The organism is Bacillus cereus group sp. MYBK227-1 (assembly GCF_051916325.1).
GTDB classification, from domain to species: domain Bacteria; phylum Bacillota; class Bacilli; order Bacillales; family Bacillaceae_G; genus Bacillus_A; species Bacillus_A cereus.
In genome coordinates, this window is record NZ_JBQAGK010000003.1 from 422,292 (window position 1) to 443,558 (window position 21,267).

Consider the following 21,267-nt stretch of genomic DNA (forward strand, 5'->3'; position numbering starts at 1 on the left):
GTGATAGAAAAACAAAAACCGGCGGAAAAAGAAAACACGAAGTTTTCGGTAAATGTATTACCGCAGCCGCCACAACCACCAATAAAACCGAAAAAAGAATATAAAATTTCAGATGTAATAAAAAAAGGAAGCGAGTTAATTGCTCCTCAAATTAGTAAAATGAAACCTAACAATATCATTTCTCCGCAAACGAAAAAAAACAATATAGTATCGCCGCAAGTGAAGAAAGAAAATGTAGGAAATATAGTATCGCCGCAAGTGAAGAAAGAAAATGTAGGAAATATAGTATCGCCACAAGTGAAGAAAGAAAATGTAGGAAATATAGTATCGCCGCAAGTGAAAAAAGAAAATGTAGGGAATATAGTGTCACCGCAAGTGAAAAAAGAAAATGTAGGGAATATAGTGTCACCGCAAGTGAAAAAAGAAAACGTAGGGAATATAGTATCGCCAAATGTATCGAAAGAAAATGTAGTTATTCCACAAGTCATACCGCCAAATATTCAAATGCCAATCATGGATAACAACCAACCACCGAATATAATGCCAATCATGGATAACAACCAGCCACCGAATATAATGCCAATCATGGATAACAGCCAGCCACCGAATATAATGCCAATTATGGATAACAACCAGCCACCGAATATAATGCCAATTATGGATAACAACCAGCCGCCGAATATAATGCCGATTATGGATAACAATCAAATGCCGAATATGATGCCGATTATGGATAACAATCAAATGCCGAATATGATGCCGATTATGGATAACAATCAAATGCCGAATATGATGCCAATCATGGATAACAATCAACCACCCAATATGATGCCAATCATGGATAACAATCAACCACCCAATATGATGCCGATTATGGATAACAATCAACCACCCAATATGATGCCCTATCAAATGCCGTATCAACAGCCCATGATGCCGCCGAATCCGTATTATCAACAACCAAATCCATATCAAATGCCATATCAGCAAGGAGCGCCGTTTGGACCGCAATATACGTCTATGCCAAACCCGAATATGATGCCAATGGATAATAATATGCCGCCGCTTGTGCAGGGTGAGGAAGATTGTGGATGCGGAGGAGAAAGTAGACTATATAGTCCACAACCAGGCGGTCCGCAATATGCGAATCCTTTATATTACCAACCAACTCAGTCTGCATATGCACCACAGCCAGGAACGATGTATTATCAACCAGATCCACCGAATGTATTTGGAGAGCCCGTTTCAGAAGAAGAGGACGAAGAAGAAGTTTAAAAAGGCGGGAGTATTCCCGCCTTTTTTACATTCCTGTTAATTAAGAAAATGAAGTTTTTTTATGAAGTGCTAGAAAATTCCCAGTGAAATATTAACAGTGTAAAAACCTTCTCGGTTACTCATCATAAGAGGGAGCTTTTCAGTAGAGAAGCTCATTCTAACAGAGGGGGTTTTTGTATTGAATACGAAAGTAAAAGTGATTGCTGCTTCTTTGTTAGTTACCAGTGCATTAGCTGCATGTGGTACACCGAAAGATAACAATGCAATGGATGGACGTAACTACAATTACGAGCGTACATCTTATAATGATACACACCAGTATCGTGATAATGTGACACGTAATGATCGTTATACAGATTATATAACATATAGAAATGGTCGTAACGATACAGGATACAATTATTATCGAGATGTAAATTACAATGGACAAATTGCTAATCCGCATCCAACTCGTAATATTACAATGAACAATTCATACATTAACAATGATGGTAAAACAGCTGAAAGAATAACAAATCGTGTGAAACGTATGAATAACGTAGACCGTGTGTCTACAGTTGTATATGGAAACGATGTAGCGATTGCGGTAAAACCACGTAACACAGTGACAAATGAAACGGCGATGGCTAACGAAATTCGTCAAGCTGTTGCAAATGAAGTTGGAAACAGAAACGTATATGTTTCTGTAAGAAATGATATGTTTACTCGTGTCGATGCAATGAGTACGCGTCTACGTAACGGTACAGTTACAAACGATTTTAATCGTGACATAGTGAATATGTTCCGAGACATTCGTTACGGTTTAACTGGTACAGTGCGATAACAAAACAAAAGAGGAAGGGATAGCCCTTCCTCTTTATTCATCGTTGTCTTGTAAGCGACGTTTTTTAATAAAATAACTAACGGAATAAGAAACTAAAAAGCATATGAAAAGAATACTACCTGTTGAAATAGCTTCAAATAGAGGTCTTTCTGGACTGAAAATAATATAAATAATAGCCGTAACGATTCCTACAATAAGGGAGTGGAAGACAAGTTTGTAATAAGGAGTTAACTGTATTTCCTTTTCGCCTTCTTCTACATCGATTGAAACACTTAACTGTAAATAAGCAAGTAAAATACTTGTAAACATAAATAATAGCCACAATGGAGATTTCGTAATTTGATCAATGCCTTCAGTGAATCCGATATAGCCTAAAATTCCAACTACGCCAATGTATTGAAAAAGAAAGACAATACGTATGTTTTTTAACATTTGAAGAATGAGGCGTTCATCCTTTATTTTTTTCATAATATTCATCCCCTGCTTATTATGATTTCGCTGTCACATTAATTGTAACATATATATTGCAATTATCAATTTATAATTTACATAAAATAATTTGGATGAAAGAGGAAATAAAATATTTTTATAAACATGTTGCACTTATACTTTATTAATGTTATATTAGCAAAGCGATGAGCTAATTTACGTAAGACGAGAGATATGCTTAAGTGCTAAACACGCGAATGTGGTCGCCTGGTCTCTCGCCGTAAACGCATCAAGACGCCTGCTTTGCAGGCGTCTTTCATTTTATATAAAAGTAAATGATACATGCAGATGAGGTAAACCCTTATCTGCATTTTTTATTTTTCGAAAGAAATGTAATATGGATAAAACCCCCATTTCCGGAAAAACTACTAATGAAAGTATGATCTTGCCTAAAAGAGGTGAACGGAAATGAAATGGATACTGATTGCGATGCAAGCTTTCGTTATGATGTTTTGTTTCGTTTATGGAACGAATGTGAAGGCGGAAGGGCCAGTACCAGAAGTAACGAAAAAAGAACCTGAGGTTACAATTTTATTAGAGCGTATGTATGTTGATGGCGAAGTAAGCGAAGAAATACTTACAGAAAAAGTGACGGATTTAGAAAAGTTTTTACAGCAGTATAAAGAATGGCAGCTCGTTGATCGTGATGATGTACAAATTGTATTGCAAAAGAAAGTTGATGATATTTCTCCGTTATTGAAAACGAGCGGGTATTTTGGTGTTTCAGAGGAAGGGATATTACAAATTTTCAAAGGTGTACCGAAAAGTGATAATGCGATCCATTCTTTCTTTCAAATTGATATGAAAAAGCTTGAGAGCTATGAACGTGCGAAATTGAAACGTGGCATTCGTATTAAATCAAAAGAAGGTTTTGTGAAGACGATTGAAAAAATGAAGCAATACGCAGTTCAAAGTAAGAAAAAAAGCAGCTCATGGTGAGCTGCTTTTTTTCTTATTTGTTTTTAGCTAAAATTTCTTTTGCGATTTCATCAATTAGCATATCTTTTCCGATTGGATTGAATGCTTTCGTATTGAAGACTTCATTTGATACTTCATATACGTGATTATTTTTAACTGCTTTATTGTCTTTCCAAACGGCACTGTTTTTGTAGTCTTCGTAAACTTTATCAGCTTCGCCGCCGAAGTTTACAATAAACATTTGGTCAGGCTGGAATGCAACTAGACCTTCTAGTGATACTTGCGCCATCGTTTGTTTTAAATCCGTACCTTTTGTTGCTGGAAGTTTTAAGTCATTAAAGATGATGTCACCGTATCCGAAGCTACCGTATACACGGAAGTTTTGTGGTGTAACTGCAACGAACATAAAGTTCTCATCTTTTGTTTTCTCTTTAATTTTTTTAGATAAAGAGTCTGCTTTCTTATCGTAGTCTGCAATCCATTTGTCTGCTTTCTTCTCTTCGTCAAATAGCTTACCTACTTCTTTAAACTTACCACGCCAGTCTTCTAAGTTTGTTTCTAGAACAACTGTAGGTGCAACCTTTTCTAGTTGATCATAAATTTTTAATTGACGGTTGTTTAAAATAATTAAGTCTGGTTTTAAAGCAGTAACAGCTTCTAAATCAACTTTAGGTGCCCAGTACCAACCTACTGCTTTTACTCCATCTAACTTGTCTGTTAAGTGATTTTGGATTTTATCTTTATATGTATTTGCTGTACCAACAGGTTTGTGTCCAAGAAGTAATAGTTCTTCTGTTGATCCAGATAAGTCAACAATTCTCTTTGGATTTACTGGAATTGTAGCTTCACCTTTAGCATGTTTTACAACTTTTGTTTTCGGTTGTTCTTTTGCCTTCGATTCTTCTTTTTGAGAAGAACAGCCAACGATAGAAAGAACAACGAGCATAATAGTAAATAAAATAAATAGCTTACGTTTCATCCTGATGTAACCCCTTTAATTAGTATTGATAATCATTATCGACTTCTGTATATTAAGGTGCTTTAACCTTTCTGTCAATGGAAAATAACAGAAGTTTCAAGTGGAGAACATTTGTTGGGGCAGTCTCGCTTTTCTATCATTAAATATGTTAAAATGGAATACATGATTTAAGAGGGAGAGATCGTATTTTGTTTGAATATGTTACAGGTTACGTGGAGTATGTAGGGCCGGAATATGTCGTAATTGATCATAATGGAATTGGTTATCAAATTTTCACACCAAATCCGTATGTATTTCAAAGAAGTAAGCAAGAAATCCGTGTCTATACATATCATTATGTGAGAGAAGATATTATGGCACTTTACGGGTTTAAAACACGTGAAGAGCGTTTATTATTTACAAAGTTGTTAGGCGTGTCTGGCATTGGGCCAAAAGGAGCTCTTGCAATTTTAGCTTCTGGTCAAACAGGACAGGTCGTTCAAGCGATTGAGCATGAAGATGAGAAGTTTTTAGTGAAATTCCCAGGCGTCGGAAAGAAAACAGCACGCCAAATGATTTTAGATTTAAAAGGAAAACTAGCAGATGTCGTACCAGATGCATTTGTTGATTTATTCTCAGACACAGAACGTTTTGATGAGAAGAAAGGTTCATCAGCTGAGCTTGATGAGGCACTGGAAGCTCTCCGCGCACTTGGATACGCAGAACGCGAAGTTTCTCGTGTTGTACCAGAGTTATTAAAAGAATCATTAACGACGGATCAGTATATTAAAAAGGCACTTAGTCTTTTACTAAATGGTAAGAGGTGAGTATAATGGACGAACGTCTCCTTTCAGGGGAATCTGCATATGAAGATGCGGATTTAGAATATTCATTACGGCCACAGACGCTCCGTCAGTATATTGGCCAAGATAAAGCAAAACATAATTTAGAAGTATTTATTGAAGCGGCGAAAATGCGTGAAGAAACGTTAGATCACGTGCTTTTATATGGACCACCAGGTCTTGGTAAAACGACGCTTGCGAATATTATTGCCAATGAGATGGGCGTTAATGTTAGAACAACTTCAGGTCCCGCAATTGAAAGACCAGGAGATTTAGCTGCTGTATTAACAGCGCTTCAGCCAGGGGATGTATTATTTATTGATGAAATTCATCGTTTGCATAGATCAATTGAAGAAGTATTGTATCCTGCGATGGAAGACTTTTGCCTTGATATTGTAATTGGAAAAGGGCCTTCAGCACGTTCTGTACGCCTAGATTTACCGCCATTTACATTAGTTGGAGCAACAACACGTGCTGGAGCATTATCGGCACCGCTTCGTGACCGCTTCGGTGTACTTTCAAGGTTAGAGTACTACACAGTAGATCAGCTTTCTGCGATTGTTGAACGTACAGCAGAAGTATTTGAAGTTGAAATCGATTCGTTAGCTGCATTAGAAATTGCAAGACGTGCTCGTGGTACACCTCGTATTGCGAATCGTCTTTTAAGACGTGTACGTGATTTCGCGCAAGTTCGTGGTAACGGAACGGTTACGATGGAAATTACACAAATGGCATTAGAGCTACTGCAAGTAGATAAATTAGGTCTAGATCATATTGATCATAAATTACTGCTTGGTATTATTGAGAAATTCCGTGGCGGTCCAGTTGGATTAGAAACGGTTTCAGCAACAATTGGAGAAGAATCTCATACGATTGAAGATGTGTATGAGCCGTATTTATTACAAATTGGCTTTTTACAACGAACGCCAAGGGGCCGAATTGTAACGCCGCTTGCGTATGAACATTTCGGAATGGAGATACCAAAAGTATGACGGAGATGCCAAAGCTGCTTATTACAGCCGGGATCTTACTCATCGTTGTTGGATTAGCTTGGAAGTTCATTGGAAGGCTTCCAGGCGATATTTTTGTGAAAAAAGGAAACGTTACCTTTTATTTTCCTATCATTACATGTATTGTGTTAAGTATTGTATTATCTTTTATTATGTATATAATAAATCGATTTAAATAAGAAATAGGTGGATATAGCTATGGATATAAATCTGTTTGATTTTCATTTACCAGAAGAACTTATTGCACAAGTCCCGTTAGAAGATCGTGAAACATCAAGATTAATGGTGTTAGACCGTGAAACAGGTGATATTGAGCATAAACATTTTACGGATATTCTTTCTTACTTACATGAGGGGGATTGCTTAGTTTTAAATGAAACGAAAGTTATGCCTGCTCGTTTGCACGGTGTGAAAGAAGATACAGGCGCGCACATTGAAGTACTTCTTTTAAAACAAGAAGAAGGTGATAAGTGGGAAACGCTTGTAAAGCCAGCGAAACGTGTAAAAGAAGGAACTGTTATTTCTTTTGGCGAAGGGAAATTAAAAGCAACTTGCACAGGAACTGCAGATCAAGGTGGACGCCAGCTTGAATTTTCATATGATGGCATCTTCTATGAAATTTTAGATGAACTTGGGGAAATGCCGCTTCCTCCATATATTAAAGAGACGCTGGAAGATCGCGATCGCTATCAAACAGTATATGCGAAAGAAATCGGTTCAGCAGCAGCGCCGACTGCGGGACTTCACTTTACAGAAGAGTTACTTGAGAAGTTAAAGCAAAAAGGCGTTCAGTTAGCATTCATTACACTTCACGTAGGACTTGGAACATTTAGACCAGTTTCTGCAGACACGATTGAAGAACACCATATGCACGCAGAATATTATCATATGTCTGAAGAGACAGCGGCATTATTAAATCGTGTGAAAGAGAATGGTGGACGTATTATTACTGTAGGTACGACATCAACTCGTACGTTAGAAACAATTGCAACAGATCATGACGGTAAGCTCTGCGCCGCTTCTGGATGGACAGATATTTTCATGTATCCGGGATATGAATTTAAAGCAATTGATGGTTTAATTACTAACTTCCATTTACCGAAATCAACATTAATTATGCTTGTAAGTGCATTTGCAAATAGAGATAATGTACTTCATGCTTATAATGAAGCAGTAAAAGAAAAATATCGTTTCTTTAGCTTCGGTGATGCAATGTTCGTTGCATCTCACGCTAAAATGAGAAACAAATAAAAGGAGTAAGTTATGACAGCAATTCGTTATGAATTTATTAAGACATGTAAACAAACGGGTGCCCGTTTAGGTCGTGTGCATACGCCGCACGGTTCATTTGATACACCAACATTTATGCCAGTTGGTACACTTGCAACAGTTAAGACAATGTCACCAGAAGAATTAAAAGCAATGGATTCTGGCATTATTTTAAGTAATACGTATCATTTATGGCTACGTCCAGGTCATGAAATTATTCGTGAAGCAGGCGGCTTGCATAAATTTATGAACTGGGATCGTGCAATCTTAACAGACTCTGGTGGTTTCCAAGTATTCAGTTTAAGTGACTTCCGTCGTATTGAAGAGGAAGGCGTTCACTTCCGTAATCACTTAAATGGAGATAAATTATTCTTATCACCAGAAAAAGCGATGGAAATCCAAAATGCATTAGGTTCAGATATTATGATGGCATTTGATGAGTGTCCACCATTCCCAGCTACTTTTGAATATATGAAGAAATCTGTAGAGCGTACGAGCCGCTGGGCAGAACGTTGCTTAAAAGCGCATGAACGTCCGCAAGATCAAGGTTTATTCGGTATTGTACAGGGCGGGGAGTACGAAGAGCTTCGTCGTCAAAGTGCGAAAGATCTTGTTTCAATGGACTTCCCTGGTTACGCTGTAGGTGGTTTATCTGTTGGTGAACCGAAAGATATTATGAACCGTGTTCTTGAGTTTACAACACCACTTCTTCCAGATAATAAGCCTCGTTACTTAATGGGTGTAGGTTCTCCTGACTCGTTAATCGATGGCGCAATTCGTGGTATTGATATGTTTGACTGTGTACTTCCAACTCGTATCGCTCGAAATGGTACATGTATGACAAGTGAAGGTCGCCTTGTTGTAAAAAATGCGAAATTCGCAAGAGACTTCGGTCCGCTTGATCCAAACTGTGATTGCTACACATGTAAAAACTACTCACGTGCGTACATTCGTCACTTAATGAAATGTGATGAAACGTTCGGAATTCGTTTAACGTCTTATCACAACCTTCATTTTCTGTTAAACTTAATGGAGCAGGTGAGACAAGCTATTCGTGAAGACCGTCTTGGCGATTTCCGCGAAGAGTTCTTTGAACAGTATGGCTTTAATAAACCGAATGCTAAAAACTTCTAATACATAATTTAAAAGGAGGAACAAAAGATGAATGCAGGTATGATGAATATCGTTATGATCGTTGCGATGTTTGCGATTTTCTATTTCTTATTAATTCGCCCGCAACAAAAACGTCAAAAAGCAGTTGCTCAAATGCAAAGTGAGTTAGCAAAAGGTGATGCTATCGTAACAATCGGTGGTTTACACGGTACAATCGAATCAGTAGATGAGACAAAAATCGTTATTAAATCTGGTGGTTCACACTTAACTTTCGATCGCAATGCGATTCGTGAAGTTGTGAAAAACTAATGTGGAAGGCCCTGCATGAAATGTGCAGGGCCTTTTTTAGTTACTTTGCTTTGACATATTTACACCGAAAATACCACCGAGTGTACTCGCCCCCATTAATGCTAATTGATATAGTAATTGTGAGTTCGATAAGGTTTGAGAAAAGCCTAAATAGTTAACTAGAAAGACGAGTATAGTGAACGTGAGCCCTGTTGTGAAACCTACTAGCCAACCTTTTCCTTGAGCCTTTTTGCCGGCAGTAAATCCAGACATAAGCATAGATAAAAGAGCGAGTATAAAAATAGTAACGGTTAATGTCCCTTCATTTATATTCGTAAACTTTAATAAAAGAGCCATAATCATACTAGTAATAGATGCGAGAATTAGTAGCGTAACAATACCGAAGCCAATTGCAGTTGATAATTTTTTCGTTCCATCCATTTATGCATTCCCCCTTTTTAATACAAGCATATTTTCCTTTTGCTCAAGTTAGACTAGTTTCTTTTTTATAGGGGAGTCTATACGTAAAAAAGGAGATGTAGAAATGGAATGGATATCGGTAATTGGACGGACAATGCTTTTGTATATCATCATCTTAATTATTTTTCGTCTTATGGGTAAACGTGAGATAGGAGAGCTAAGTGTATTAGATTTAGTCGTATTTATTATGCTTGGAGAAATGGCTGTAGTAGCAATTGAAAATACCGATAAATCACTTTTGCATCAATTAGTTCCGATGACTTTTCTTATGTGCATACAAATCATTTTGTCAGTCATTTCATTAAAGTTTCAACGATTTCGGCATTTAATAGAAGGTGAACCAGCAATTATTATTAATGCGGGAAAGATTGATGAAAAAAAGATGAGAAACCAACGATATAATATTGATGATTTAATGATGCAATTAAGGGAACAAGGAGTTGGAGATATTCGGGATGTAGAATATGCTATTTTGGAACCGTCTGGGAAGTTATCTGTCTTTCAAAAACAAAAAAATAAACAAGATACATTGCAGTTTACGCTTCCTCTTATTATTGATGGAGAAATTCAATCTAGTCATTTACAAATGATTGAGCATACAGATGAATGGCTTATTGAGAAATTAAAAAACTTAGGTTATAACGATATAACACAAATTTTATACTGTAGTTTTCAAAATGGACAATTTTTTGTTGATGTAAAAGAAAATTAGAGACTTATCCTTTGGAAGAGTAAGGATGATTAGTATAACTAATAATCAGTGGAGATTACCCCACTGATTAAAGTTTCACCTTATTTCAAAAATGAAAGCTTACGAATGATAGGGAGACGACTTAACTCTTCTTTTCGAATGAGTTTGAAAGTGAAGAGAAGTACGATATAAACAATTGTTGTTAAAGTGATTTCCCATAATGTTTGTATGCCAAGGGAATGAGAGAAAATAATATATTTATGAAGATAAAAACCGAAGGCGCCTGCGATACCGATGGCAAGTCCGCCGAAAATATAGTCTTTTGCGTAAATGGTAAATGTAATCTTTTTTAAAACAGTAGCGTAGTGAAGAAATGTTACTGTTACAATATTTGCAGCAATAGCAAGTGCAACCCCCATCATTTGAAACTCTGGCCTTGATGCTAGTACAAAAATAACGATTAATTTCACGATGGCACCAATAAATGTATTCATCATTGCGGCTCTTGCTAAGTTTAAAGCTTGCAAAACAGAGGTAAGTGGACTTTGGAAATAATGAAATAAAAAGCAAGGCGCAAGAAGTTGAATGAATGCTGTTGCGCTGTCTGATCCATACATAAGAGTTAAAACAGGAGAAGCGAATACGTATAATATAACGACAGACCATCCGCCGGTAATTAATGAAATTCGAAGTGCTTGTTGTAAACGGTGCTCTACTAATTTATGTTGTCTTTTTGCCATTGCTTCACTAATAGAAGGAACGAGCGCTGTAGAGAGAGCGTATGTAATAAAGGCAGGTAGTGATAGGAGCGGGAATGCATAACCGTTTAATATACCGTATTGCTGGGTTGCAACAGAAGCAGCGACACCAGCGATTGCTAAGCTTTGCATAACGACAATAGGTTCAAAAAAATATGAAACGGAGCCGATTAAACGACTTCCTGTAGTTGGAAGGGCAATATCCATCAGAGAATAAAATGTCCCTTTGCTTTCCTTTACAGTAGTGAAAAATCCAGAGCGTATTGATAAATGTTTTTCTCGCTGAAATAACGTGAGTAAAAATAATAAGGATGCAACTTCACCGAGAACAGCTGATAACATAGCGCCGGCTGCAGCATATTCTATGCCGTAAGGTAAAAATAATTGAATGCATATAGCGATAATGGTAATGCGGACGACTTGTTCTAGAACTTGCGCATAAGCGCTAGGTTTCATATTTTGTTTCCCTTGAAAGTAACCACGCAACACAGAAGAAACAGCAATAACAGGAACAACGGGCAAAATGGCCATTAATGGATAGTAGGTTCTTTCGTCGGTTAATAATGTTTTTGCTAAAATAGGTGTGAGGAACATAATTCCGATTGTTAAAATGATACTAATAACGGATGTAACAGCTAGTGATACGGTTAATATTTTTTTAACTCTTTGTTTATCGTTCACAGCTTCCGCTTCTGCTACAAATTTTGCGATTGCGACAGGAAGACCAATTTGTGTCAATGTAATTGCTAAAATGAATGTAGGAACGGCCATCATATAAAGACCAACGCCTTCTTCTCCTAAAATACGTGCCATTACTATGCGGTTGATAAAGCCGAGTATTTTTGTAATAAAGCCGGCTATCATTAAAATAAATGCGCCTTTTAAAAAGCTTTGTCTCGTCATGTTCTTCTCCTACCTTCTCAAAATCAATGGAATGATTTACAATAATTTATATGCACGTACGAGACAAGAATGACAAGCATTTAAGAGAGTGAAGTATGATAGTGCTCTTGAAAGTAGTTATTGCTGTCCATTAGAGCGGGATTAAAGCGACTTTTTCGTGCTGAAATAAGAAGGAGATGTTTATAGATGTTAGATAGAGAGGCTTTGGTAGAATCATACCGCGGACAGTTACAAGTCGTTTTAGAAAGTAAAGTAGAAGAGTTTCAAATGTTCGGTTACGACCGAGTGACAGATGATGACATTTGGAAGTTTCTTAAAGTGAAAAAGTGGAAGAAGATAGACAGCGATGTTAGATTGTATGAATTAGTTAATGACGTATTAACAGTAACAGCTAATGAATATATGACATATTTAACTGTTGAAGCTTACCAAGCGCCACTTTGGTCATTTGATGAGTACGAAAATAAATAACCGCCTGCAATTGGTTTGTTCTTCCTTTTGCAGTATAATGATATGTATTGATAAAGAGGAAATAATTATGTCTAAGATTATATATAAAGGAGGTAGTGAAGAGGAAAATAAATGATGGAAGTGTAGGTAGTGTAAAAGCTTACCTATAGAGCTAGTGATGAACTAGCAAAAATTATAGAAAGGAAGTCTACTAACCAGGCGTATGCACACGTATAGCAGTGAATCGTAAGAGATTTATTGAAAGTGTTAGTAGCAGAAAGAGGGTACATATGGCAAAGCGTGGTACGAGAATTGCCGCCTTTTTCCTCATCGTCTTATTAATCGGTGGAGTAATTGGTGCGGCAGGAAAAGACATAGCAAAAGGAATTAGTCTAGGACTAGACCTTCGCGGTGGTTTTGAAATTCTGTATGAAGTAAAACCAGCCAAAAAAGGTGATAAAATCGATCGAGATGTACTTGTAAGTACAGTAGGTGCTCTTGAAAATCGTGTCAATGTTCTCGGTGTAAGTGAGCCGAACATTCAAATCGAAGGGCAAGATCGAATTCGTGTACAGCTTGCTGGTGTACAAGATCAGCAAAAAGCACGTGAAATGTTATCAACACAAGCGAAATTAACATTCCGTGATGTGGACGATAACCTTCTTATGGATGGAACGGATTTAAAAGGCGGCGGAGCGAAGCAAACATTTGATGAGCAAGGCCGTGCGAGCGTAGGTCTTACACTAAAAAGCGCTGAAAAATTCCGTGAAGTAACTGAAAAAATTTCTAAAATGCCACCACCAACGAATTTAATGGTAATTTGGCTTGACTTTGAAGAAGGAAAAGATTCGTATAAAGCAGAATCTGCAAAACCGAATCCGAAATTCTTATCAGCAGCAACAGTAAACCAAGTATTTAACCAAGCTGAAGTATCTATCGTAGGTGGAAACTTCACAGTTGAAAGTGCGAAACAACTTTCATCTTTATTAAATGCAGGTGCACTTCCTGTTGATTTAAAAGAAATGTATTCAACATCTGTTGGAGCGAAATTTGGTCAACAAGCGTTAGAGCAAACGATTTTCGCTAGTGCGATTGGTATCGCTCTTATTTTCTTATTTATGCTTGTATTCTACCGTTTACCAGGACTTGTAGCGGTTATTATGTTAGGTTTATACATTTTCGTTACATTACTTGTCTTTAACTGGATGCATGCAGTTCTTACGTTGCCAGGTATTGCAGCGTTAGTGCTCGGGGTAGGTATCGCAGTTGATGCGAATATTATTACGTACGAGAGACTGAAAGAAGAGCTGAAAATCGGTAAGTCAATGATGTCGGCATTCCGTGCTGGTAACCATCGTTCATTAGCAACAATTCTAGATGCAAACGTTACGACTCTTGCAGCAGCTGGTGTGTTATTCGTTTATGGTAATAGCTCTGTAAAAGGATTTGCAACAAGTTTAATCGTAAGTATTTTAGTTGGTTTTATTACGAACGTATTCGGTACTCGTTTCTTACTAGGTCTACTTGTAAAGAGCCGTTACTTTGATAAAAAACCAGGATATTTTGGTGTGAAACAAAAGGATATTATTCCATTAACAAAAGGTGTAGTACATCCGCCAACGAGATTTGATCGTATTAATTTCGTAAATATCGGTCATAAATTCCTTATTTTCTCGATTGTAGTTGTAATTGCAGGAGCAATTATCTTACCAATTTTCAAATTGAACCTTGGTATTGACTTTGCGAGTGGTACACGTATCGACTTGCAATCAAAACAAGCCGTTACTGTGTCTGATGTTCATAAAGATTTTAAAGAATTGAACATTGATGTGAAGGAAGAAAATATTGTACCGACTGGAGATGACAATAAAGGTTTCGCAGTTCGTACATTAGGTGTTTTATCAAAAGATGAAATTGCGAAAACAAAAACATTCTTCCACGATAAATATGGTACAGATCCAAACGTAAGTACAGTTTCACCGACAATCGGTAAAGAAATTGCACGAAATGCATTTATCGCAGTACTGATTGCTTCTGCGGTTATCATTTTATACGTAAGTATTCGTTTCCGATTTACGTATGCGTTATCTGCAGTACTTGCATTATTACATGACGCATTCGTTATGATTGTTATGTTTAGTATTTTCCAACTAGAGGTAGACTTAACGTTTATTGCTGCAGTACTAACAATCATCGGTTATTCTATTAATGACTCGATTGTTACATTTGATAGAAACCGTGAATTATACAAACAGAAAAAACGAGTGCGCGATATAAAAGATCTAGAAGAAATCGTAAATGCAAGTATTCGCCAAACGCTTGGTCGCTCGATTAACACCGTATTAACAGTGTTATTCCCAGTAATTGCACTGCTTATCTTCGGTAGTGAGTCACTACGTAACTTCTCGTTTGCGCTACTTGTTGGATTAATTGTAGGTACGTACTCTTCTGTTTTCGTTGCCTCTCAAATTTGGTTAATGCTTGAAAACCGTCGTTTGAAAAAGGGAAGAAACAAGAAGAAGGTTGAGAAAGTAGAATCTGAACCGCAAGTATAGAAAAGATGATGTCTCTTTATGAGGCATCTCTTTTTTCGTTTGTGGATACAATAAGATAGCAACTTTTTAACAGAAAGAAGATGGAAGAAAGTGGTGGTGTTATCGCTGTTTTTGTTAAAATAAAAAGATAGGTTAAGAAAAGAAGGGATTTTAATTATGGAAAAAGATGAACGTTTTAAACAGGCCGAGTTTGGTGCTATTGTCGGGATCGTTGGTAATATTATATTAGCGATTGTAAAGGCGGTAATTGGTTATATTGGGAACAGTAAAGCGCTATTAGCGGATGCCGTGCATTCTGCATCAGATGTAATAGGTTCGCTAGCTGTACTTTTTGGATTGCGAGCAGCAAAGCAGCCACCTGATGAGGATCATCCGTATGGTCATGGTAAAGCGGAATCGATTTCAGCGATTATTGTTGCGGTATTATTATTTATTGTGGGACTTGAAATCGCGATTTCGTCTATAAAAGCTTTTTCGCAAGAACTAGAACCGCCGAAAGGAATTACGATATTTGCTGTTGTTCTTTCAATCGTCGTGAAAGAAGGAATGTTTCAATATAAATTCCGATTAGGGAAAAGAGTAAACAGTGATGCAATTATTGCAAATGCATATGAGCACCGTTCGGATGTATTTTCTTCAATTGCAGCTTTAATCGGTATTTGTGCAGCTATAATAGGTGGTAAGCTTGGTATAGACTGGCTTGTATACGCTGATCCAATTGCGGGATTAGTTGTTTCACTTCTTGTTGTAAAAATGGCATGGAGCATTGGAGCGGAAGCAATTCATGCAACGCTTGACCATGTTCTTCATGAGGAGGATGTTATTCCGCTTAGAGAAGCAGTTCTTCAAGTAGATGGTGTGAAAAAAATTGGTTCTTTATATGCACGGGAGCATGGTCATTATGTTATTGTCGATATTAAAGTGTCCGTAGATCCATACATTACTGTAGAAGAAGGACACCGTATTGGAAAACATGTGAAAGAAATACTTATGAAACAAGATAATGTACAAAATGTATTCGTACATATAAATCCGTATTCTCCAAATTAAACATCATTAACATTTTAGTATATAGATATTGCATCGTAGTTTGCATTATATTGTCACCCCTTAATCTGTCTTGTATAATGAACAGGTTAAGGGGTGATTTCGTGTTACAACCGAAGACGCGTTGGAAAGAAAAAGAATATAATGACGAGCGAGTGAGTGAATTAGCAAGTAAATTACAGTTATCGCCACTTGTCGTTTCGTTATTCCTCGGTAGAGGACTCGATACAGAAGATAAGATTTTAGATTTTTTAAATACAGAAAATCAAGAATTTCATGATCCATTTTTATTAGAAGGAATGGATAGAACGGTAGAACGTGTAAATAAGGCGATTCAAAATGGAGAGCAAATATTAATATTTGGTGATTACGATGCGGACGGAGTAAGTAGTACGACAGTTTTATATCTTGCTCTTCAAGAATTAGGTGCAGAAGTAGAATTTTACATTCCAAATCGTTTTACAGAAGGGTATGGACCGAACGAAGAAGCATTTCGTTGGGCGCATAGCGCAGGGTTCTCGCTAATTATTACTGTCGATACTGGTATTGCAGCGGTACATGAAGCGAATGTAGCGAAAGAGCTTGGAATAGATCTAATTATTACAGATCACCATGAGCCACCGCCAGAATTGCCGGAAGCACTTGCGATTATACATCCGAAATTAGATGGCGGTGTATATCCGTTTCACTATTTAGCTGGTGTAGGTGTTGCGTTTAAAGTTGCGCATGCACTATTAGGCCGTGTACCAGAACATTTATTAGAGATCGCAGTAATTGGTACAGTAGCCGATTTAGTATCACTTCATGGTGAAAATAGGTTGCTAGTGAAACGCGGTTTAAAACATATGCGTATGACGAGAAATATTGGTTTGAAGGCATTGTTTAAAGTTGCTAACGTTTCGCAAAGTGAAATTACCGAAGAGAGTATTGGTTTCTCAATTGCACCTCGTATTAATGCGGTTGGGCGTTTAGAAGATGCTGCGCCGGCTGTACACCTTTTATTATCAGATGATCCAGAGGAAGCGAAAGAGCTAGCTGAAGAAATTGATGAGCTGAACAAACTGCGAAAAGATATTGTAAAGCAAATTACAGAAGAGGCTATCGCTGAAGTGGAAAATAACTTCCCACCAGAAGAAAATAAAGTATTAGTACTTGCGAAAGAAGGCTGGAACCCAGGGGTAATTGGAATTGTTGCTTCGAAATTAGTTGAACGTTTTTATCGTCCGACGATTGTATTAAGCATTGATCCTATAAAAGAAACAGCAAAAGGCTCAGCACGTAGTATTGCAGGATTTGATTTGTTTGCAAATTTATCAGATTGTAGAGAGTTATTACCACACTTCGGAGGGCATCCGATGGCAGCGGGAATGACGCTACATATGAATGATGTAGATGAATTACGTCGCCGCTTAAATGAACAAGCAGATGCAATTTTAACAGAAGAAGATTTTATTCCAATTACAGCAGTTGATGTTTTTTGTAAAGTAGAGGATGTAACGCTAGCGGCAATTGAAGATATGCAAAAACTAGCCCCGTTTGGTGTTGGAAATCCGAAACCACGTATTGCAGTAAAAGATGCAGAGTTAGAAAGCATTCGCGCAATCGGATCAGATGGCTCTCATTTAAAAATGGCTCTTCGTGATGGACAAGCAACACTGGATACAATTGGATTTGGCTTTGGTGCATATGCGAAAGAAATCTCTCCAGTTGCAAAAGTATCTGTAATAGGAGAAGCGTCTATTAATGAATGGAATAACTTTAAGAAGCCACAACTAATGGTACAAGATATTGCTGTAGAGGCGTGGCAATTATTTGATTGGCGTAGTATGCGTAATGCAGAAGCAAATTTAGCAGAACTTCCGAAAGAAAAAATAACAATGGTGTATTTTTCTGAAGAGGTATTGAATAAATTTTCTTTAGAGAGCTATAAAGAAAAGCTCATGCATGCTTCAGAAGTAACGCATTTAGATGATCAATATATCGTGTTACTTGATTTACCAAAAGGAACAGATGAATTACGTGAGCTATTTAAGGTAGGATTCCCAGCGCGAATTTATACGCTATTTTATCAAGAGAATAACCACTTATTTAGTACAGTTCCGACGAGAGAACACTTTAAATGGTACTATTCTTTCTTAAGCCAAAAAACACCATTTTCTTTAAGACAATATGGAGAACAACTATGTCGTCATAAAGGTTGGTCAAAAGATACAGTAAATTTCATGACACAGGTGTTTTTTGAGTTAGAATTTGTTACAATAAAAGATGGCGTCATTTTTATGGCAGACAAAAAACAAAAGCGTGATTTAATTGAATCGAACACATATCGTGAGAAAATGAACCACTTACAATTAGAAAAAGAATTGGTTTATAGCACATATCAGCAACTATATACATGGTTTGAAACGATTCGTAATCATAAAGAAGTAGAACAGTTAGGGTAAAGGATTTGTATTTACAAACCTTTTAGATCTGAGGAGGATTCAGAAATATGGATTTCAAGCAACATATCGCAATTGTACCGGATTATCCGAAAAAAGGTATTGTGTTTAAAGACATTACACCTTTAATGAATGACGGTAAAGCATACAAAGCAGCAACAGACGCAATCGTTGAGTACGCAAAAGAAAGAGATATCGATGTTGTAGTAGGACCAGAAGCTCGTGGTTTCATTATCGGTTGCCCAGTTTCTTATGCGTTAGAAGTAGGATTTGCGCCAGTTCGTAAATTAGGAAAATTACCACGTGAAGTAATTACAGTTGACTACGGTAAAGAATATGGTAAAGACGTTTTAACAATCCATAAAGATGCAATTAAGCCAGGTCAACGCGTATTAATTACAGATGATCTATTAGCTACAGGTGGAACAATCGAAGCGACAATTAAGTTAGTTGAAGAGCTAGGCGGAGTTGTAGCAGGAATTGCATTCTTAGTAGAACTTACTTACTTAGATGGTCGTAAAATGTTAGATGGTTACGATGTATTAGTATTAGAAAAATACTAATCACTATATAGGTAAAACTACGGTGATAAAAAGTACCCGTGAATCTCTTGGAGAGGAGCGGGTACTTTTGTATAATTGAACAAAAAATTATGGTGAAATGTCAGTAAAATCTTTTCCTTTTCACAATTCACAATCATTGGGTTATAATGATAGAATATAATTTATTCTATTAAATAAAGATAAAGTCAATTTTCAATAAAAGGTGATTCGATGGCAAATGAGCAGGTACTAACAGCTGAACAGGTACTCGAGAAAGCAAGTCAATATTTAGCGGATGAAGATATTGAGCTAGTGGCACGTGCCTATGAATATGCACGTGATGCGCATAGCGAACAATATAGAAAATCGGGTGAACCGTATATTATTCATCCGATTCAAGTTGCAGGTATTTTAGTTGATTTACACATGGATCCAGCTACGGTATCAGCAGGTTTCTTACATGATGTAGTGGAAGATACAGAGATTACATTAGAAGATATTGAACGGGAATTTAACAAAGAAATTGCTATGCTTGTTGATGGCGTTACAAAGCTTGGGAAGATCAAATATAAATCTCACGAACAACAACAAGCAGAAAACCATCGCAAAATGTTTATTGCAATGGCTCAAGATATTCGAGTTATTTTAATTAAACTAGCTGATCGTCTTCATAACATGCGTACATTGAAACATTTGCCTCAAGAGAAGCAGCGTCGCATAGCGAATGAAACGTTAGAAATCTTTGCACCTTTGGCACATAGACTCGGAATTAGTACTATTAAATGGGAGCTAGAGGATACGTCACTTCGCTATTTAAATCCACAACAATATTATCGTATTGTAAATTTAATGAAGCGTAAACGTGCAGAACGTGAAGAATATTTAGACGAAGTAATGACTGGTATTCGTGAGAAATTAAAAGAAGTTGCAATTCAACCTGAGATTTCTGGAAGACCGAAACATATTTACAGTATTTATCGTAAAATGGCACTGCAAAATAAGCAGTTCAATGAAATTTACGATTTATTAGCTGTACGTGTCGTTGTAAATAGTATTAAAGATTGTTATGCGGTGCTTGGAATTATTCATACGTGCTGGAAGCCGATGCCAGGTCGTTTTAAAGATTATATTGCAATGCCAAAAGCAAATCTATATCAATCTCTTCATACGACTGTAATTGGACCGAAAGGTGATCCACTTGAAGTGCAAATTCGTACGAAAGAAATGCACGAAATTGCAGAATTTGGGATCGCGGCACACTGGGCATACAAAGAAGGAAAAACAGCAGAAACAACAGGTACATTAGAGAAGAAACTCACATGGTTCCGTCAAATATTAGAATGGCAAAATGAAGCTTCTAATGCAGAAGAATTTATGGAGTCATTAAAAATTGATTTATTCTCTGACATGGTATTCGTCTTTACACCGAAAGGCGATGTAATGGAATTACCACTTGGATCTGTTCCAATTGATTTCGCGTATCGTGTCCATTCGGAAATTGGGAATAAAACAATTGGTGCAAAAGTAAACGGGAAAATGGTGACGCTGGATTATAAATTAAAAACAGGCGACATCATTGAAATTTTAACGTCGAAACATTCATATGGCCCAAGCCAGGATTGGGTAAAACTTGCTCAAACATCTCATGCGAAAAATAAAATTCGTCAATTCTTTAAGAAACAACGTAGAGACGAAAATATTGAAAAAGGCCGTGAACTTGTTGAAAAGGAAGTACGTGGTCTAGAGTATGAGATGAAAGAAGTATTGGCGCCGGATAACTTAAAACGCGTCGCTGAGAAATTTAACTTTGCAAATGAAGAAGATATGTTTGCAGCAGTTGGATATAGCGGAATTACAGCTTCGCAAATTGTTACGCGACTAACGGACAAGTTCCGCAAACAACGCGAAGAAGAAGAAATTGTTGAAGTTAAAGAAGTCCGTAAACCGATGAAAATTCGAAAATGGGATTCTGGTGTAAAGGTAAGCGGTGCTGATAATTTATTAATCCGTTTATCGAAATGCTGTAACCCAGTTCCGGGCGATGATATCGTTGGGTATATTACGAAAGGCCGAGGTGTATCAATTCACCGCCGTGATTGTGTAAATGTTCATACAGAAGAAGCTGTAGAACGATTATTAGAGGTAGAGTGGGAAGGTAGCCCTGAAAAAGAAATTGAGTATAACGTTGATATTGAAATTTCAGGTTACGATCGCCGCGGTTTATTAAATGAAGTACTGCAAGCTGTTACAGAGACGAAAACATACATTTCAGCTGTTTCTGGTAGAAGTGACCGTAATAAGATGGCAACAATTAATATGTCAATCTCGATTCGTAACTTACAACACTTGAAAAAAGTAGTAGAACGCATTAAACGCGTTCCAGAAATTTATGCAGTACGACGCATGATGCATTAA

Annotated in this window: 19 protein-coding genes; 15 read left to right on the forward strand and 4 right to left on the reverse strand. The window is 37.1% G+C overall.

The window, feature by feature from the left end:
* Window positions 1–1,453 precede the first annotated feature (1,453 nt).
* Entirely contained in the window at window positions 1,454–2,098 is a 645-nt protein-coding gene (locus ACTFRM_RS15450; RefSeq protein ID WP_322372371.1) for a YhcN/YlaJ family sporulation lipoprotein, read from the forward strand.
* Between the two features lie 33 nt (window positions 2,099–2,131).
* On the opposite strand, the gene ACTFRM_RS15455 is transcribed toward ACTFRM_RS15450, so the two are convergent.
* Window positions 2,132–2,566, reverse strand: a complete 435-nt coding sequence (locus ACTFRM_RS15455; RefSeq protein ID WP_000721223.1) for a hypothetical protein — start codon at window positions 2,564–2,566, stop codon at window positions 2,132–2,134.
* Window positions 2,567–2,995: 429 nt separating this feature from the next.
* On the opposite strand from ACTFRM_RS15455, the gene ACTFRM_RS15460 reads away from it, so the two are divergent.
* Window positions 2,996–3,526 (forward strand): BofC C-terminal domain-containing protein, encoded by a 531-nt coding sequence (locus ACTFRM_RS15460; protein WP_000871192.1) that lies wholly within the window; start codon window positions 2,996–2,998, stop codon window positions 3,524–3,526.
* A gap of 13 nt (window positions 3,527–3,539) precedes the next feature.
* On the opposite strand, the gene ACTFRM_RS15465 is transcribed toward ACTFRM_RS15460, so the two are convergent.
* Entirely contained in the window at window positions 3,540–4,484 is a 945-nt protein-coding gene (locus tag ACTFRM_RS15465; RefSeq protein WP_000823606.1) for an iron-hydroxamate ABC transporter substrate-binding protein, read from the reverse strand.
* A 188-nt stretch (window positions 4,485–4,672) separates the two neighbouring features.
* On the opposite strand from ACTFRM_RS15465, the gene ruvA reads away from it, so the two are divergent.
* Genes ruvA through yajC form a run of 6 tightly spaced genes read left to right on the forward strand, consistent with a single transcriptional unit; the run spans window position 4,673 to window position 9,006 of the window.
* Entirely contained in the window at window positions 4,673–5,290 is a 618-nt protein-coding gene (ruvA, locus tag ACTFRM_RS15470) for a Holliday junction DNA helicase RuvA (RefSeq protein ID WP_000464511.1), read from the forward strand.
* A gap of 5 nt (window positions 5,291–5,295) precedes the next feature.
* Window positions 5,296–6,297, forward strand: coding sequence for a Holliday junction branch migration DNA helicase RuvB (gene ruvB, locus ACTFRM_RS15475; RefSeq protein ID WP_000344449.1), 1,002 nt, complete (start codon window positions 5,296–5,298; stop codon window positions 6,295–6,297).
* Window positions 6,294–6,494 (forward strand): DUF2905 domain-containing protein, encoded by a 201-nt coding sequence (locus ACTFRM_RS15480; protein WP_000138162.1) that lies wholly within the window; start codon window positions 6,294–6,296, stop codon window positions 6,492–6,494. The genes ruvB and ACTFRM_RS15480 overlap by 4 nt, the downstream gene beginning before the upstream one ends.
* Before the next feature lie 19 nt (window positions 6,495–6,513).
* Window positions 6,514–7,566 (forward strand): tRNA preQ1(34) S-adenosylmethionine ribosyltransferase-isomerase QueA, encoded by a 1,053-nt coding sequence (gene queA, locus ACTFRM_RS15485; protein WP_000354014.1) that lies wholly within the window; start codon window positions 6,514–6,516, stop codon window positions 7,564–7,566.
* Between the two features lie 12 nt (window positions 7,567–7,578).
* Window positions 7,579–8,718 carry a tRNA guanosine(34) transglycosylase Tgt gene (gene tgt, locus ACTFRM_RS15490; RefSeq protein ID WP_000125365.1) on the forward strand — a complete coding sequence of 380 codons (1,140 nt, stop codon included), beginning with the start codon at window positions 7,579–7,581 and terminating at the stop codon, window positions 8,716–8,718.
* A gap of 27 nt (window positions 8,719–8,745) precedes the next feature.
* On the forward strand, window positions 8,746–9,006 hold the full coding sequence (yajC, locus tag ACTFRM_RS15495; RefSeq protein WP_000991115.1) for a preprotein translocase subunit YajC: 261 nt from the start codon (window positions 8,746–8,748) through the stop codon (window positions 9,004–9,006).
* Window positions 9,007–9,042: 36 nt separating this feature from the next.
* Here the strand turns inward: yajC and ACTFRM_RS15500 are convergent, their stop codons facing one another.
* Window positions 9,043–9,426: a TIGR04086 family membrane protein gene (locus ACTFRM_RS15500; protein ID WP_000349148.1), complete on the reverse strand. Its 384-nt coding sequence runs from the start codon at window positions 9,424–9,426 to the stop codon at window positions 9,043–9,045.
* A 103-nt stretch (window positions 9,427–9,529) separates the two neighbouring features.
* Between ACTFRM_RS15500 and ACTFRM_RS15505 the strand changes: the two genes are divergently transcribed.
* Window positions 9,530–10,177 (forward strand): DUF421 domain-containing protein, encoded by a 648-nt coding sequence (locus ACTFRM_RS15505; RefSeq protein WP_000454833.1) that lies wholly within the window; start codon window positions 9,530–9,532, stop codon window positions 10,175–10,177.
* A gap of 80 nt (window positions 10,178–10,257) precedes the next feature.
* Here the strand turns inward: ACTFRM_RS15505 and spoVB are convergent, their stop codons facing one another.
* The gene (gene spoVB / locus ACTFRM_RS15510) at window positions 10,258–11,817 is read right to left on the reverse strand and encodes a stage V sporulation protein B (protein WP_000198301.1); all 1,560 of its coding nucleotides are present in this window, start codon (window positions 11,815–11,817) and stop codon (window positions 10,258–10,260) included.
* Between the two features lie 186 nt (window positions 11,818–12,003).
* On the opposite strand from spoVB, the gene ACTFRM_RS15515 reads away from it, so the two are divergent.
* From ACTFRM_RS15515 to relA, 6 genes are all read left to right on the forward strand, one after another.
* Complete coding sequence (locus ACTFRM_RS15515; protein WP_000886980.1) at window positions 12,004–12,288, forward strand: post-transcriptional regulator; 285 nt, start codon at window positions 12,004–12,006, stop codon at window positions 12,286–12,288.
* A 269-nt stretch (window positions 12,289–12,557) separates the two neighbouring features.
* Window positions 12,558–14,822 carry a protein translocase subunit SecDF gene (gene secDF / locus ACTFRM_RS15520; protein ID WP_001119067.1) on the forward strand — a complete coding sequence of 755 codons (2,265 nt, stop codon included), beginning with the start codon at window positions 12,558–12,560 and terminating at the stop codon, window positions 14,820–14,822.
* A gap of 156 nt (window positions 14,823–14,978) precedes the next feature.
* The gene (locus tag ACTFRM_RS15525; RefSeq protein ID WP_000409743.1) at window positions 14,979–15,872 is read left to right on the forward strand and encodes a cation diffusion facilitator family transporter; all 894 of its coding nucleotides are present in this window, start codon (window positions 14,979–14,981) and stop codon (window positions 15,870–15,872) included.
* Window positions 15,873–15,973: 101 nt separating this feature from the next.
* The gene (gene recJ / locus ACTFRM_RS15530) at window positions 15,974–18,313 is read left to right on the forward strand and encodes a single-stranded-DNA-specific exonuclease RecJ (RefSeq protein WP_000941229.1); all 2,340 of its coding nucleotides are present in this window, start codon (window positions 15,974–15,976) and stop codon (window positions 18,311–18,313) included.
* Between the two features lie 47 nt (window positions 18,314–18,360).
* Window positions 18,361–18,873: an adenine phosphoribosyltransferase gene (locus ACTFRM_RS15535; RefSeq protein WP_166572280.1), complete on the forward strand. Its 513-nt coding sequence runs from the start codon at window positions 18,361–18,363 to the stop codon at window positions 18,871–18,873.
* Window positions 18,874–19,083: 210 nt separating this feature from the next.
* On the forward strand, window positions 19,084–21,267 hold the full coding sequence (relA, locus tag ACTFRM_RS15540; protein WP_001262795.1) for a GTP diphosphokinase: 2,184 nt from the start codon (window positions 19,084–19,086) through the stop codon (window positions 21,265–21,267).

What these genes read in the sequence shown, in the direction of transcription:
- queA (WP_000354014.1), top strand. Translation starts at nt 6,514, where the DNA reads ATGGATATAAATCTGTTTGATTTTCATTTACCAGAAGAACTTATTGCA.
- tgt (WP_000125365.1), top strand. Translation starts at nt 7,579, where the DNA reads ATGACAGCAATTCGTTATGAATTTATTAAGACATGTAAACAAACGGGT.
- secDF (WP_001119067.1), top strand. Translation starts at nt 12,558, where the DNA reads ATGGCAAAGCGTGGTACGAGAATTGCCGCCTTTTTCCTCATCGTCTTA.
- ACTFRM_RS15515 (WP_000886980.1), top strand. Translation starts at nt 12,004, where the DNA reads ATGTTAGATAGAGAGGCTTTGGTAGAATCATACCGCGGACAGTTACAA.
- ACTFRM_RS15455 (WP_000721223.1), bottom strand. Translation starts at nt 2,566, where the DNA reads ATGAAAAAAATAAAGGATGAACGCCTCATTCTTCAAATGTTAAAAAAC.
- yajC (WP_000991115.1), top strand. Translation starts at nt 8,746, where the DNA reads ATGAATGCAGGTATGATGAATATCGTTATGATCGTTGCGATGTTTGCG.
- ACTFRM_RS15465 (WP_000823606.1), bottom strand. Translation starts at nt 4,484, where the DNA reads ATGAAACGTAAGCTATTTATTTTATTTACTATTATGCTCGTTGTTCTT.
- ruvB (WP_000344449.1), top strand. Translation starts at nt 5,296, where the DNA reads ATGGACGAACGTCTCCTTTCAGGGGAATCTGCATATGAAGATGCGGAT.
- ACTFRM_RS15460 (WP_000871192.1), top strand. Translation starts at nt 2,996, where the DNA reads ATGAAATGGATACTGATTGCGATGCAAGCTTTCGTTATGATGTTTTGT.
- ACTFRM_RS15535 (WP_166572280.1), top strand. Translation starts at nt 18,361, where the DNA reads ATGGATTTCAAGCAACATATCGCAATTGTACCGGATTATCCGAAAAAA.
- ACTFRM_RS15525 (WP_000409743.1), top strand. Translation starts at nt 14,979, where the DNA reads ATGGAAAAAGATGAACGTTTTAAACAGGCCGAGTTTGGTGCTATTGTC.
- ACTFRM_RS15505 (WP_000454833.1), top strand. Translation starts at nt 9,530, where the DNA reads ATGGAATGGATATCGGTAATTGGACGGACAATGCTTTTGTATATCATC.
- ACTFRM_RS15480 (WP_000138162.1), top strand. Translation starts at nt 6,294, where the DNA reads ATGACGGAGATGCCAAAGCTGCTTATTACAGCCGGGATCTTACTCATC.
- relA (WP_001262795.1), top strand. Translation starts at nt 19,084, where the DNA reads ATGGCAAATGAGCAGGTACTAACAGCTGAACAGGTACTCGAGAAAGCA.
- spoVB (WP_000198301.1), bottom strand. Translation starts at nt 11,817, where the DNA reads ATGACGAGACAAAGCTTTTTAAAAGGCGCATTTATTTTAATGATAGCC.
- ACTFRM_RS15500 (WP_000349148.1), bottom strand. Translation starts at nt 9,426, where the DNA reads ATGGATGGAACGAAAAAATTATCAACTGCAATTGGCTTCGGTATTGTT.